Genomic DNA, 13,144 nt, shown 5'->3' with positions numbered 1-13,144 from the left:
GCACGGATGAGGACCCTGCCGACGCTGCCGACGCCGTACCGCCCGGCCCCGCCCCCGGCGCGCCCTCGGCAGGCAGCAGGCTCGCGGCCCGCCTGCTGACCCTGCCCAGACCCGCCCAGGTCCTGGCGGTGTGGGCGGCCTGCTCCGCCCTGACCTTCCTCGTCCTGAGGCTGTCCGCACAGGACACGCCTGCGACACCCTGGGCGGGGGCCGCCCCCGGGTGGCGGGAGCACATGTCCTTCTGGGACGCCGGCTGGTACGAGAGGATCGCCCGGGAGGGCTACCCGCATAGCCTCCCTGTGGATACCCAGGGCGACGTGGCACAGAACGCCTGGGCCTTCATGCCGTTGCTGCCCACACTGGCCCACGGGCTGACCTGGGTGACGGGCTGGTCCTTCTACACCTGTGCCGCGCTCGTCTCCGTCGTCGCCTCTGCGGCAGCCGCCCTGGCCATGGACTGGTGGCTGTCGCCGCGCACGGGCAACCGGGCGTCGTTGTGGGCGGTGGCGCTCCTGTGGGGCTCCCCCTGTGCGCCCGTCCTCCAGGTCCCCTACGCGGAGGCACTGACCCTGCTGCTGGTTGCCCTGGCACTCGGTCTGGCAGACCGTGGGCGGGCACTGGCAGCGGCACCGTTCGCCGTCCTGGCCGCCTTCTCCCGTCCTGTGGGCGTCCCCCTGGGAGCAGCCCTCGGCCTGTGGTGGGCGTGGCAGGTGGCACGCTCTCACGGCTGGACCCCGCTACGGAGCCTGAGCCTGCCGAGCGGGGGACCCCGTGACAGTGCCCTGTCGCGGCACAGCCTGCTGCTCCTGGCACTGCTGTCCTGCGCCGCCTCCCTGGCCTGGCCCGCCCTGGCCTGGGCCTCAACCGGGCGGGCAGACGCCTACACGGCCACGGAGACGGCCTGGCGCGAGGGAGACCTCATCCCCTTCATCCCCTGGCTGACGCGCTCAGGATGGTGGGTGGGCGCCCACCTGTCCTGGCTGTTCCTCCTCCTGGTCCTGGCAGGCACGGCCCTCCTCCTGACCGCACCCGCGCTGCGCCGCCTCGGGGCCGCAGCCTGGTTCTGGTGCCTGGGCTACATCCTCTACCTGCTGACCTTCTTCGACCCGACGTCCTCGGTGCTACGAGTCCTCCTGCCCCTGGCACCCGTGGCCTGGGCCCTGGCGCGACGGGCACGTACCACGCGCGCACGCGCGGCACTCCTGCTGGCCGGCCTCGTCGGCCAGCTGTTCTGGGTGTCCTGGGTCTGGGCCCTGGGCAGCGTGGAGATCCAGTGGGTCCCCTAGGGAGCCTCCGCACCCAGCAGACCGGGGCTGGGTGCCGCTGCCCCGGTAGCTGCGTCCGACTGCTGGTCCGGTAACACGGCGCCCGGGAGCAGGTGACGCACGGCCCACCGAATCTTCCCTAGGATGCCCTCCATGTCCACAGCACCTCCCCCTACCTCAGCCAGGGATCGGGTGGTGGCATGGGTACGTGAGCTCGTCCAGTTCGGCCTGGTGGGCGCGTCCGCCTTCCTTATCGACATCAGCCTGTTCAACCTGCTCCAGCGCGGCCCCGTCGCGGTCCTGGCCGGTCACCCCAACACCGCCAACGCGGTTGCAGCCGCAACCGCGACCGCGTACTCCTGGGTGGCGAACCGGATGTGGACCTACCGTGGCCGCACCCAGGACAACCCGGCGCGCGAGGCGCTCCTCTTCGCCATCGCCAACTTCGGAGGCCTGGTCATCACCCAGTCCTGCCTCCTGGTGACGCACCACCTCCTGGGCCTGACCTCCGCGCTGGCAGACAACATTGCCGCCTACGTCGTCGGTTTCGCCCTGAGCACGGCCTTCCGCTTCCTGTTCTACCACTACGTCGTCTTCACCGGGACGCCGCAGCGTCCCAGCCCGTCGACCTCGGCCGACAGCGGGCCAGCCAACACCGCACCAACCGGAACCACACCAGCATCGGCCGGTACCGCTTCCGGCCGACCAGCGGGCAGTGCAGGCCACCTCCACTAGGTTCTGGCTGCGTCACCAGTGGCGTCCTGTGGAGGAGCCGCGCCCATGAGGAGCCAGGTTCTGGCCAGCTGCAGGTCTGATCGTCCGGTGCCGGAGCAAGGCTGCCACCGGACTTACCGAACCTCCAGCGGCGGCGCTCAGAACCGGCGCCGCCGCCCCACCGAGACCAGCGCGCCCTGCGGCAGCACGTTGTTGGGGTCCAGCGACTTGGGCACGGCATTGAGGAGGACGGAGAAGACGGCCGGGCACCGCCGGGAGAGCTCGATACGGCCACCGTCGGCCTCCACGAGGTCCTTGGCCAGGGCCAGCCCCACCCCGGTGGAGCCGTGGCCAGAGACGTTCCTCTCGAAGACGTGCTGGGCAATGTCCTCCGCCACACCCTCGCCCTGGTCAGCCACGTCGATAAAGACGCCGTGCCCGCCGTTGGCGCTGCGCACGCTGACCTCAGTCGTCCCGGCCCCGTAGCGCAGGGAGTTCTCGATGACGGTGGCCAGCACCTGGGCCAGGGAGCCGGGGGTCGCCAGCACGGGCTGGCGGACCTCGTCAGCGAAGGTGAGGCTGCGTCCCGCCGCCTCGAAGGCGGGCCCCCACTCCTCCTCCTGCTGGGCAAAGACCTCGCTGAGGTGGAGAGCCTCCGTGGTCCCGCCCCCGGTACGACGAGAGGCCTGGAGGAGGTCCTCCACCACCCCTGTCAGCCGCTCCACCTGCTCCAAGCAGGCCCGGGCCTCCTTGCGCACCTCCTCCTCCGAGGCCAGAAGCTCGATCTCCTCCAGCCTCAACGACAGGCTGGTCAGCGGAGTACGCAGCTGGTGGGAGGCGTCGGAGGCAAACTGGCGCTCGGCGGCCAGGCGGCCCGCAACACGCTCGGCGGAGCGCACCAGCTCAGCCTGGACCAGGTCGATCTCCTCGATCCCGGAGGAGCGCAACCGGGGCCGGACCTGGCCGCTGCCCAGCTGCTCCGCCTCGGCCGCCAGGTAGATCAACGGCGCTGAGATACGACGGGCCGCCTTGGAGGCCACGACGGAGGCAGCCGCTACGGCCACCGAGCTCAGGGCAACCAGAGTGAGCAGGACCGTGGCCACTACCTGGATCTGCGCACTGCCACCGGTCGTGGTCCTCAGGGCGATGATGACCCAGGCTCCCCCCAGAGGTACCCCCAGGAGGATCACGGCCACCAGGACCGTCCTCATGGTCATCGCCATTGCTCGACGGCGCATGCGCGTCCCCTCCTCCGCGGCTCGGCAGCCCTCCCCAGGCGATTATCCGCGAGCCCCTCCCAACCTGGCAGGACGCTCGCTGGCGGGTTGCCCGCCCGGGACGGTCCTGCCGCCCACCAGGCACGCGCCCGGGGCGCTGCTCATTCCTCGGCCAGGCAGTACCCCTCGCCCTGGGCGAGGAGCCGGTGCGGGGCGTCCTCGTCGTCGCCCAGCTTGCGCCGCAGCCAGGCGACGTGCATCTGGAGCGTCTGGGGAGTCCCCGTGGGGTCCTCCCCCCAGACCTCCTTGAGGACGTCCTCAGCCTGGACGACCGCACCGCCACCACGCACGAGCACCCGTAGCAGCTCGAACTCACGCGTGGTCAGCTGCAGCTCGCGAGAGGCGACAAAGGCCCTGTGGGCGGCAACGTCCACCCGGATGTCACCGATGGTCAGCTCGTCCTCCGTGGCCTCCCCGGAGGCGCGGCGCACCTGGGCACGCACCCGGGCCAGGAGCTCGGCGAGGCGGAAGGGCTTGGTGACGTAGTCATCGGCACCGGCGTCGAGCCCAACCACGAGGTCCGTGTCCTCGCTGCGTGCCGTCAGCATCAGGATAGGAATGGTGAGTCCCTGGGCACGCACCTGCCGGGCGACGTCCAGGCCGTCGACGTCAGGCAGGCCGAGGTCAAGCACGATGATGTCAGCGCTGGCAACCTCCTCCAGGGCACCCTTGCCGGTGCCGTGAGTGAGGACGGCATAGCCTTCCCGACCGAAGGCCCGGGCGAGCGGCTCGGAGATAGCGGGGTCGTCTTCGACAAGCAGAACTGTGGTCACGCTAGTGATCGTAAGCGACGAGGGGGCGCGACGTCATCATCCTGAAGACGGAAAAAGACACACGTGGGTCGCCTCACGACGGCGGGCACCGGGCACCCGCGCAGCACGCGCCGGGGGCCTGCGAAGCGCCCGGCAGCAGCACGCGCGCGGGCAGGACCGCCTGACCTGGGCAGACACGGCCCCGCGCTCAGGCCCGCTCCAGTGACCAGGGAATGATCTGCCCCAGGCCCTTGGCGACGACCTCGTGGCACTGCCCCACCCGGTAGCGGGAGGCCACCGGACTGTGAAGAATGGCCATGGCCGTGGCCTCGTCCATGCGTATCCCCCCCGGCTCGGCAGCGTCCACCAGCCGGGAGGCCAGGTTGACGGTGGGGCCGAAGACGTCCCCGGAACGGGAGACCACACGCCCTTGCACCAGGGAGGCGCGTACACGGATCGCCTCGGGGCCGCTCTGGAGCTCCTCAACCAGGGAGGTGACCACGTCTGCTGCGGTAGGCAAGTCATCTGAGATATACATCACAGCATCGCCGATCGTCTTGACCACCCTGGCCCCCCGGGAGGTGACGACGTCACGCGCCGTGTTCTCAAAGTCCTCCAGCATGAGGGTGAGGTCCTGCTTGCCCATCCGCTGTGCCCGCTGGGTGAAGGACACGATGTCGACAAACCCCAGGGAGCGGGTCAGGGGGTAGAGGTCAGGACCTGCCTCCTCCTGGCCACGGGCGGAGACCTCCGCGTCGGTGCGACCGAGGAGGGAGGCCAGGTGGCGCCGCCAGGCGTAGGTCAGCTGGCGGGAGAGGATCTCGATCATCTCCCCGACGCGGTCCAGCGCGACCAGCCTGGCCGAGGTGTCATCCAGCCTCAGCCGGTCACTGATGTCAGCCACGAGAGTCTCCAGCTGCCACAGGACCAGCCTGTCCATCGTGTAGGACTGCGCGCGCAGGAGCTCCAGGGCGCCGGGCAGCCGCATCCGGAAGGAGCCCTCCTCGTCGATGACGGCAAGCGTGTCGCGCAGGGCATCGACGTCGTGGCGGGTGAAGCGGACCTCGTCGGGGGCGACGTCAGCGAACCCCATGGCCCGCCAGAAGCGCTGAGCCGTCTCCAGGCTGGCCCCCGCCTGCTCGGCGACCTGCGCCAGCGTCAGGCTGGGTCGCTCACCCAGCAGCAGCCTCTCATGGCCCGCAAGAGTGGCCCAGTCCTCAGCCCTGAAACGCCGTGGCTGTCGGCCCCGGGGGCTCTGTCCGTCCCGTCTCACCACGACAGAGTAGCGCGGGTCACACGATGATGCCCGTCATCGCCACGGGGACACAACACGTTATCCAGAATTTCACCCGTGGCAGTCACAACGTGGTTTCCAGGAGGTCCTGGTACCGCACTGAGACATCGCCAGCGCGAAGGCACTTCGGCCCGGCAGGCGTGTCCACCACCAGCTCAGGGGTGACGTCCCTGGCGGTTCCACGTACCACCCCTGCGGGAGACCGGACGCTGACCTGCTGCCCCAGAGTCGTGCAGGCCGCCCGCAGCGCCCGCCCCAGGTCACCGCCGGCGGCGTCGGGGTCTCCTCCCGCCTGCTCCCACTGCCCCACACGGGTGGCCAGGGTGCGGCCCAGCTGCGCCAGCACGTCCTCAGGTCGTGCCGAGGAGCCCAGCAGACGCAGGGAGGTCGCCCAGGGCACCGGCAGGCTTCCACCACCTTGGCCGACGTTGACCCCGACCCCCAGGACGACGCCAGGCGCCTGCGCCCGACAGGCCGGGGCACGGTCCTCGACGGCACCCTGTGAGCCGTCGCGCCCGGCAGCCGCCCCCTCGGCGGAGGAGACCGGGTCGGCGCCAGGGACCACCAGCTCCGCCAGGACTCCGGCAACCTTGCGCGTGTCCGCCCACCCGGGCACGTCGGGAACATCCGCACCCTCGGGAACGGCGACGACGTCATTGGGCCACTTCAGGCCCACCCGCCACGGCACGGCCCCGACCAGCGGCAGCAGGCTCTCACACACGGCCAGTCCCGCCACGAGCGGCAGCCAGGCCAGTCGGTCTGCTCCCACCAGGGGCCTGAGGACCACCGAGACCGTCAGCGCCCCCTCAGTCGGCGTCTGCCAGGAGCGTCCCTGACGTCCCCGGCCCGCAGTCTGCCTCAGCGCCCGCAGCGCAGACAGGTGCGGCCACCCCTCCTCACCACTGACGAGCGCCTCACGCAGGTCGTCCTGGGTGGAGGCGGTCTCCAGCACTGTCACGACCCGACAAAAACCTCTGGCACCTGGGCGGTCATGCTCCACGGCACAACCTTAGGCAACCGCCTCCCACTGGGAAAGCCCCTCCGGAGAGGCACCCGACATCCAACACCAGGGCGATAGAGTGGACAACGTGATCCTCCTGGCCTCCCGGTCCGTCGGCCGCCTGACCACCCTGCGCGCCGCAGGGATCGACCCGCTGGTACGAGCCTCCCGCGTCAACGAGGACACTGTGCTGGAGGAGCTGCAGGCCGCCTCCTCGGGCCGAACACCCCCCTCCCCCGCCGCCCAGGTCCAGGCCCTGGCCCAGGCCAAGGCGTGCGAGGTGGCCGCGCGCACGCTGCCGCAGGAGGCCCAGGTCGTCGTGGGCTGCGACTCCATGCTGGAGATTGACGGCGCCGTCGTCGGCAAGCCTGCCGACGCACGCGGGGCCAGAGACCGCTGGCGCTCCATGCGGGGGCGCTGCGGAGTCATTCACACCGGCCACTTCCTGGTACGCACCTGTGACGGCGCCACGGCCGGCGCGGTGGGCTCGGCCGTCGTACGCTTCGGCTGCCCCACGGACCAGGAGATCGACGCCTACGTGTCCACCGGCGAGCCACTGGGCTGCGCCGGGGCCTTCACCATCGACGGCCTGGGCGGCGCGTTCGTCGAGGGCGTCGCGGGTGACCCTCACGCCGTCGTGGGCATCTCGCTGCCGCTGCTGCGTCGGCTCCTGGCCGAGCTGGGGGTGACCTGGACGGACCTGTGGAAGCAGGAGGGAGCACAAAGATGAGTACCCCTGGTGCGCGCCACCCCGGCGACGGGTGGGTGCAGTGCCGGTGCGGGCAGCGGCACTGGGGCGTCAACGGTGCTGCGGGCCTGCTCGTCTGGCGTCACGGTAGTGGCACCCCCGGCGCCAGAGGGGTGGAGGTCCTGCTCCAGCTGCGGGCGCCATGGACCCACCACGGCAGCGCCTGGGGACTGCCAGGCGGCGCCGTCGCCAACGGCGAGTCACCTGCGCAGGCGGCGCTGCGGGAGTGCCAGGAGGAGACCGGGCTTCCCGCACACCTCCTGGTCCTCGGCGGGTCACAGACCCAGCAGCACCCTGACTGGTCCTACACCACCTTCGTGGCCCAGGCGCCCTCGGACCGGACCTGGGACCACCTGACCCCGGCGGACGCAGAGTCCGTCGCCCTGGCGTGGACCCCTCTGGAGCCCCGGGGGAACCGCGCCACCTGGAGGACGCCGCGCCCGGCACAGGCCTGGGCCGACACCCCTGTGCTGCCCGCCCTGACCGCCGTCTGGGACCAGCTTGCCTCCCTCCTGCCACCACCGCACGTCTAGGAGGGCACACACGCCAACATGGCAACACGGCACCACGACAGCACAGCACCTGCGGCTCGTCGCTGCGGCAGGAGATCGGCCCTGCACCAACCTGGACGCAGGGAGACTGCGGGGAGGCCCGCAGGGGACTCCGAGCAGGCACCTTAGGAGACGTCGGTGACAGTCCCCATCAGCTCCGCCATCAACGTCAGCTGGTCCCGGCTGAGGCGGTCCAGGAGGTGACGACGGACCCCGTCGAGGTGGACCGGGGCCGCCTCTCGCAGGAAGGCCAGCCCGGCCTCTGTCAGCTCGCAGTTGACACCGCGCCTGTCCGAGGGGCAGGAGACACGCACGACGTACCCCTCCTTCTCCATCCGCCCCACAGTGTGAGTCAGGCGCGACCGGGAGTGGCTGACGTGGTCAGCCAGGGCCGACATACGCATGGTGCGGTGAGGGGCCTCGGACAGGCGCACGAGGATCTCGTACTCATGCATGGAGATGCCGCACTCGGCCTCAAGGTCGTGGTTGAGGCGGGCGATCACCGTGGTCGAGGCGGCCAGGAAGGAGCGCCACGCGCCCATCTCCAGCCCGTCCAGCCGACGGTAGCGGTGCTCGCCCCGGCCGCAGGAAGACGGGGGGTGCTGGCCACAGACCTCCTCTGGCTCAGGCGCCTCCCGGTCAGGGAACTCAAGGGACTCCGCCTGCATGGCCACTGTCTGGGTCGCGACCAACGTACCCGCTCCTCTCCCGCACGGCTCCCACTGCAGCCCCCGCCAGAGCACCCCCGGAGCCGAGCATCTTGTACCTACCTTTATAACACCTGCTCCCCGCGTGAACGTGTTCCTCCGGACACGCGGAGGTGCACCCGGGCACAGAAGGAAAAGGAGGACACGGGACGCGCACAGAGTATTAAGAGCACTAAGAGACAAGTCGGTCCCTCCAGCCCTGGGCTGGAGGGACCGGTCCCACAACTACCCGCCCTGGCAGGAGCCGGAGGAGGTCAGAAGAAGGTGATCAGCGAGTCTCACGGTGCTCCGTGTGCCGCCCGCACCGAGAGCAGAACTTGGACAGCGTGAGACGGTCCGGAGTGTTGCGGCGGTTCTTCTTCGTAATGTAGTTGCGCTCCTTGCACTCCGAGCAGGCCAGAGTGATCTTGGGGCGAACGTCGGTGGACTTGCTGGCCACGGCTGTCTCCTCTGAATAGATCCTCGAGCAGCTGCTGGTGCGCTCGAAGCTGACGTAGCGGGGGAGGGACTCGAACCCTCGACCTCACGATTATGAGTCGTGCGCTCTAACCAGCTGAGCTACCTCGCCGAATGGGCACGGACGGCAACCCTCCGACCTACCGTGCCAGAGCCCCGAAAGGGAATCGAACCCTTGACCTTCTCCTTACCATGGAGACGCTCTGCCTACTGAGCTATCGGGGCAACAAGCGGAATCGTAGGCAGACCGGAAACGCTCATGCAATCCGGCCCCCCGTGGCTTCGCTCACTGCTGCGCCACCTCAACTCGGGTGGCTCATGACCACCGAGGTGGTCATGGTGGCGGGTGAGGGATTCGAACCCCCGTAGCATTCCGCGGCTGATTTACAGTCAGCTCCCATTGGCCGCTCGGGCAACCCGCCGTCACCCACGCTCCCCTGCAACAGGTCACGCGGTGCTGTGGAAGGATAGCAAGGCCAACCGACACGGCGCCAATCACCGCCGTGGGACCCTCCTCACACCCGGCACATCCATGGCAGGATGGCCCAACCGACCCGGGCCACGCCCACGGCACCGCCCCGGCGGAGGTGCCACATCGTCCCAGCCGACAGGACCGTCCCAGCAGAAAGGCACAAGCAACCATGGCATCTGAGTCCTCCTTCGACGTCGTCTCCCGGCTTGACCGCCAGGAGGTGGACAACGCCGTCAACCAGTGCGCCAAGGAGATCTCCCAGCGCTACGACTTCCGTGGCGTCGAGGCCTCGGTGTCCCTGGACGGGGACGTCATCACCCTGGAGGCCAGCAGCCCCGAGCGGGTCCTGGCGGTCCTGGACGTCCTGGAGTCCAGGCTCTTCCGCCGTGGGGTCTCACTGAAGGCCCTCGACCTGGGGGACCGCGAGCCCCGTCCCCAGGGCAGGCTCTACCGGCTGGCCTGCCCGCTGCGGGAGGGACTGAGCCAGGACGTGGCCAAGCGGATCACCAAGGTGGTACGCGACCAGGGACCCAAGGGGGTCAAGGCCACCATCCAGGGTGACGAGGTCCGGGTCTCCTCCCGCTCCCGCGACAGCCTCCAGGCTGTCATCGCCCTGCTCAAGGACCTTGACGTGGACGCCGCCCTGCAGTTCGTCAACTACCGTTGACACCGCCCAGCCGCCAGGGACCCCGTAATCCTCTTAAGTCCGTATGGCGAAACCGCCAGGCAGTGGGCCACTCTGGGCCGACAGCCTTCACGAGGACCCCGACGCCGGGGCGCCGGGCTGCCCTCCGTTCCTTCCCGCCCCCTCTCACACCCCAGCAGGTAGGCCAGCCATGTCTCAGTCCACTCCCCCACCCTTCCCCGCCCCAGACAGCATGCCCCCTCACGCCACCCACCCGCCTTCCCCGGCGGCCAGTCACCCCAGAAGGCGCCGTAGGCTGTGGCTCCCCGTCGCTCTGGTTGCCGTCCTGGTGCTGGGCCTGGCTGCCGCAGGTGGCATCTACGTGGCAACCCGGACACCCTCCGTCCCCGCTGCGGACGCGCAGGCCGACCAGTGCATCCAGTCTCCTTCGCAGGAGGAGCCCGTCGTGGTTGACTGCGACTCCGATGACGCGGTGTACCGGGTGGTCGCCAACATCGCAGCGGAGAGGAGGGACAACCCCAAGCGGAGTTGCGCCAGCACCCCTGGGACGGAGGCCGTGTACGAGGACCTGTGCCTCATAGGCAGGAACGACGATCCCGAGGAGTCGCTGAGCACAGTAAAGGACGGTGACTGCCTCGCTGTTGACGATATCGACGCGGAGTCCCCCGAGGCCGCCAAGGCCGCCTGCACCACGGGCACCTATCCCGTGCTGGCCGTGATCCACAACGTCAACCAGCCCGTGATGGGAGGCCTCGGGGTCAGCGAGTGCCAGGAGGCCGCAGCAGATACTGCCCACACCTACGGGTGGTCATTCACGCACTACACCCACTGGGGTGTCAGCGCAGGCCGGTACGACTTTGTCTTCTGCCTGGGCGAGCCGCAGGGCTAGCCTGGCTAGGCTGCGGTGGCCCTGGGCGTCCCCGGCGCTTCTGGCCGCCGTGGTGCCCGCGACCCACGCAGGCGTCACGGCTCCACGTCCGCCCCCTCATAACAACCGATTCCTCACAGGTGCACCGAATCCTCACAGAACGACGGCCACGTCAGTCACCTGTGAGGAATCGGTACACCTCGGTGCGGCATGTAGCCAGTCCACACCGCCACCTGCTAGTCGGGCAGTGCCGCCAGGCGAGCCTCCAGGCTTTCCGCCAGCTCCCTGGCCCACCGGAGGTAGTTCCCCTGCCCTCTGCGGCTCAGGCAGTACAACAGGTTGGACACCCGGTCCACCAGCTCCCAGGCGTCACGCCGCACCAGCAGGCGGCGCACCTGCTCGTCATGCTCCTCGGCCTTTTCGGCGCGGCCCCCGGCGCCCTCGCAGTCCCTGCCCTTGTCCGCATCTTCCGACCCAGCCAGCCGACGACGAACCGTCACGTAGCGGGAGACCATGTCCGTCACCGCCTCCCGGGACAGGTGGGCGTACCAGGGCCCGCCCGTCACCTCTCCCCCGATGAGTGCCAAGTCCTTAGCCGGGTCCCCCGGCGCCGCCCACTCCCAGTCAATGAGCCGGGGGACGCCGTCAGGACCGACGACGACGTTGGTCACCACCACGTCCCCGTGGACAAGCGGGTGCAGGGGCGTCCCCACCGTCACCGGGTTGAGGCTGGCCAGCGCCTGCCACCACGGGTCGAGCAGACACGACGCCCGAGGCTCCTCCAGCACGTCGGGGTGGTGGGACCTCCACCACCCCAGGACCTCCTCAGCCTCCCGCAGAGCACCGGGGTGACTGCCCTGACCGGACTGCAGCTGAGATCCAGCCGTCCCCTCCCCGGCCGTCTGAGCCTCCCCCAGCAGGTGGTGCAGGCGGGCCACCTGCTCTGCCAGGGCACAGGCCAGACGAGGCGTCCACGCCCAGGGCGGGAGCACCCGCCCCGGCACGTAGGTAGTCACCAGGTAGGGCGCACCCAGGGCGTTGTCACTGTCCTCCTCCAGGGCCACCCCGTGCGACCCCAGGTCCGCTGGCACACGTGACAGCGCCTCGTACTCCCCTCTCAGGGAACGGGGCAGCTCCTCAGCAGGCAGGCGCGGCACCCGCACGACCCGCAGCGGACGGCCATCCTCGTGGCAGGGACGCAGCAGCCAGGCGGTAAAGCTCTCACCCGCCCCTAGCCGGGTGAGTCGCACAGAGCCGGCACCGACACCCGCCACTCTGCCCGACTCGGCCGCCCGGCGCAGAACGGAGGCGAACTCGGCTGAGTCCGTGCGGGCCACGACCTCCTGCGTGCTGTCCACCGCCCTATCTCAGCACGGTTCTCAGCACGGCGCGCCTCCGTGCGCCAGCACCAGCCCTCCCGGCAGCCTGGCCGGTCAGCGTCAGTAGCCAGCCATCTTCTCCAGGCGGGCGATGCGCTGGTCCATGGGCGGGTGGGTGGCAAAGAGGTTGCGCACCCGCGACCCGAAGGGGTTGGCAATCATCATGGACGACACCGGCTCGACCCGGGGGTCCTGGGCCAGCGGGGCGGCGTTGACGCCGGTCTCCAGCTTTCGCAGGGCACTGGCCAGGGCCAGGGGGTCGTGGGTGAGCACAGCGCCGTCGTGGTCGGCATCGAACTCACGCGTGCGCGAGATGGCGAACTGCGTCAGGGCAGCGGCCAGCGGCGCCAGGAGCGCCAGCAGCAGGACGACGATGACATTGCCGCCGTCACGGCGGTCACGGCCTCCCCCGAACCACAGCGCCATGGTGGAGATCGAGGAGATGACCCCCGCGATTCCCGCCGCCACCGAGCTGGTGAGGATGTCACGGTTGTACACGTGGGACAGCTCGTGCCCCAGGACCCCGCGCAGCTCGCGGTCGTTCAGGAGCTGGAGGATGCCCTGGGTGCAGCACACGGCGGCGTGCTGGGGGTCGCGGCCGGTGGCGAAGGCGTTGGGGCTCACCGTGGGCGCCACGTAGAGCCTGGGCATCGGCTGCCCGGCCGAGGTGGACAGCTCACGCACGATGGCGTACATCTGCGGGTACTGGGCCTCCGAGACCTCAATGGCCCCCATGGAGCGCACCGCGATCTTGTCAGAGTTCCAGTAGGCGTAGGCCGTCTGGGCCACACCGATAAGCGGCATGACGAACAGCCAGACCGACGAGCCCGTCCCCTGGGCCAGGACGTACCCGATGAGAATGAGCAGTCCCCACATACCGCCCAGGAGGACGGCGGTCTTGAGACCGTTGTAATGGTTCGTCCCGTTCATGGTCGCAGGCTACCAAGAAGCGGTGCGCACTTCCTGACCACCCCCTGTGAGCCAACAATGTCCTGGCCGTTGGGCGGCTCCCCGT

Annotated in this window: 14 protein-coding genes and 3 tRNA genes; 6 read left to right on the top strand and 11 right to left on the bottom strand. The window is 69.8% G+C overall.

The window, feature by feature from the left end:
• The first annotated feature begins 92 nt into the window (after positions 1-92).
• Positions 93-1,286: a hypothetical protein gene (locus CWS50_RS02395; protein WP_243118497.1), complete on the top strand. Its 1,194-nt coding sequence runs from the start codon at positions 93-95 to the stop codon at positions 1,284-1,286.
• Positions 1,287-1,409: 123 nt separating this feature from the next.
• On the top strand, positions 1,410-2,000 hold the full coding sequence (locus CWS50_RS02390) for a GtrA family protein (RefSeq protein WP_127841513.1): 591 nt from the start codon (positions 1,410-1,412) through the stop codon (positions 1,998-2,000).
• A gap of 137 nt (positions 2,001-2,137) precedes the next feature.
• Here the strand turns inward: CWS50_RS02390 and CWS50_RS02385 are convergent, their stop codons facing one another.
• The 4 genes from CWS50_RS02385 to CWS50_RS02370 form a co-directional block, all read right to left on the bottom strand.
• Positions 2,138-3,217: a sensor histidine kinase gene (locus CWS50_RS02385; protein ID WP_127841512.1), complete on the bottom strand. Its 1,080-nt coding sequence runs from the start codon at positions 3,215-3,217 to the stop codon at positions 2,138-2,140.
• Between the two features lie 140 nt (positions 3,218-3,357).
• Positions 3,358-4,029, bottom strand: coding sequence for a response regulator transcription factor (locus CWS50_RS02380; protein ID WP_127841511.1), 672 nt, complete (start codon positions 4,027-4,029; stop codon positions 3,358-3,360).
• A gap of 187 nt (positions 4,030-4,216) precedes the next feature.
• Entirely contained in the window at positions 4,217-5,281 is a 1,065-nt protein-coding gene (locus tag CWS50_RS02375; RefSeq protein ID WP_371854885.1) for an adenylate/guanylate cyclase domain-containing protein, read from the bottom strand.
• A gap of 85 nt (positions 5,282-5,366) precedes the next feature.
• Positions 5,367-6,260: a biotin--[acetyl-CoA-carboxylase] ligase gene (locus CWS50_RS02370; RefSeq protein ID WP_243118420.1), complete on the bottom strand. Its 894-nt coding sequence runs from the start codon at positions 6,258-6,260 to the stop codon at positions 5,367-5,369.
• Between the two features lie 130 nt (positions 6,261-6,390).
• Between CWS50_RS02370 and CWS50_RS02365 the strand changes: the two genes are divergently transcribed.
• Positions 6,391-7,032: a Maf family protein gene (locus CWS50_RS02365; protein ID WP_127843170.1), complete on the top strand. Its 642-nt coding sequence runs from the start codon at positions 6,391-6,393 to the stop codon at positions 7,030-7,032.
• Positions 7,029-7,583 carry an NUDIX domain-containing protein gene (locus CWS50_RS02360; protein WP_127841508.1) on the top strand — a complete coding sequence of 185 codons (555 nt, stop codon included), beginning with the start codon at positions 7,029-7,031 and terminating at the stop codon, positions 7,581-7,583. The genes CWS50_RS02365 and CWS50_RS02360 overlap by 4 nt, the downstream gene beginning before the upstream one ends.
• Before the next feature lie 143 nt (positions 7,584-7,726).
• On the opposite strand, the gene CWS50_RS02355 is transcribed toward CWS50_RS02360, so the two are convergent.
• The 5 genes from CWS50_RS02355 to CWS50_RS02335 all read right to left on the bottom strand — a co-directional run bounded on the left by CWS50_RS02355 (position 7,727) and on the right by CWS50_RS02335 (position 9,186).
• Entirely contained in the window at positions 7,727-8,269 is a 543-nt protein-coding gene (locus CWS50_RS02355) for a MarR family winged helix-turn-helix transcriptional regulator (RefSeq protein WP_127843169.1), read from the bottom strand.
• 307 nt (positions 8,270-8,576) lie between these two features.
• Positions 8,577-8,747, bottom strand: a complete 171-nt coding sequence (gene rpmG / locus CWS50_RS02350) for a 50S ribosomal protein L33 (protein ID WP_127841507.1) — start codon at positions 8,745-8,747, stop codon at positions 8,577-8,579.
• Between the two features lie 55 nt (positions 8,748-8,802).
• Positions 8,803-8,876: transfer RNA gene (locus tag CWS50_RS02345), tRNA-Met, on the bottom strand.
• A 40-nt stretch (positions 8,877-8,916) separates the two neighbouring features.
• Positions 8,917-8,989 (bottom strand) — tRNA-Thr (locus CWS50_RS02340).
• Between the two features lie 112 nt (positions 8,990-9,101).
• A tRNA-Tyr gene (locus tag CWS50_RS02335) sits at positions 9,102-9,186 on the bottom strand.
• Positions 9,187-9,405: 219 nt separating this feature from the next.
• Between CWS50_RS02335 and CWS50_RS02330 the strand changes: the two genes are divergently transcribed.
• Both CWS50_RS02330 and CWS50_RS02325 read left to right on the top strand, forming a co-directional pair.
• Positions 9,406-9,903: a YajQ family cyclic di-GMP-binding protein gene (locus CWS50_RS02330; protein WP_127841506.1), complete on the top strand. Its 498-nt coding sequence runs from the start codon at positions 9,406-9,408 to the stop codon at positions 9,901-9,903.
• A gap of 169 nt (positions 9,904-10,072) precedes the next feature.
• Positions 10,073-10,771: a hypothetical protein gene (locus CWS50_RS02325; protein ID WP_127841505.1), complete on the top strand. Its 699-nt coding sequence runs from the start codon at positions 10,073-10,075 to the stop codon at positions 10,769-10,771.
• A 215-nt stretch (positions 10,772-10,986) separates the two neighbouring features.
• Here CWS50_RS02325 and CWS50_RS02320 read toward each other — a convergent pair whose 3' ends face one another.
• On the bottom strand, positions 10,987-12,108 hold the full coding sequence (locus CWS50_RS02320; protein WP_243118418.1) for a phosphotransferase family protein: 1,122 nt from the start codon (positions 12,106-12,108) through the stop codon (positions 10,987-10,989).
• Between the two features lie 81 nt (positions 12,109-12,189).
• Positions 12,190-13,059, bottom strand: a complete 870-nt coding sequence (gene htpX / locus CWS50_RS02315) for a zinc metalloprotease HtpX (protein WP_127841504.1) — start codon at positions 13,057-13,059, stop codon at positions 12,190-12,192.
• Between the last annotated feature and the right edge of the window lie 85 nt (positions 13,060-13,144).

Source organism: Actinomyces wuliandei (assembly GCF_004010955.1).
Classification (GTDB): domain Bacteria; phylum Actinomycetota; class Actinomycetes; order Actinomycetales; family Actinomycetaceae; genus Actinomyces; species Actinomyces wuliandei.
Note: the sequence above shows the minus strand (reverse complement) of the source record. Positions and strands in the feature narration are given on the sequence as shown.

Excerpts from the sequence above, each read along its gene's own strand:
- CWS50_RS02360 (WP_127841508.1), top strand. The coding sequence starts at position 7,029 with ATGAGTACCCCTGGTGCGCGCCACCCCGGCGACGGGTGGGTGCAGTGC.
- CWS50_RS02325 (WP_127841505.1), top strand. The coding sequence starts at position 10,073 with ATGTCTCAGTCCACTCCCCCACCCTTCCCCGCCCCAGACAGCATGCCC.
- CWS50_RS02390 (WP_127841513.1), top strand. The coding sequence starts at position 1,410 with ATGCCCTCCATGTCCACAGCACCTCCCCCTACCTCAGCCAGGGATCGG.
- htpX (WP_127841504.1), bottom strand. The coding sequence starts at position 13,059 with ATGAACGGGACGAACCATTACAACGGTCTCAAGACCGCCGTCCTCCTG.
- CWS50_RS02355 (WP_127843169.1), bottom strand. The coding sequence starts at position 8,269 with ATGCAGGCGGAGTCCCTTGAGTTCCCTGACCGGGAGGCGCCTGAGCCA.
- CWS50_RS02385 (WP_127841512.1), bottom strand. The coding sequence starts at position 3,217 with ATGCGCCGTCGAGCAATGGCGATGACCATGAGGACGGTCCTGGTGGCC.
- CWS50_RS02330 (WP_127841506.1), top strand. The coding sequence starts at position 9,406 with ATGGCATCTGAGTCCTCCTTCGACGTCGTCTCCCGGCTTGACCGCCAG.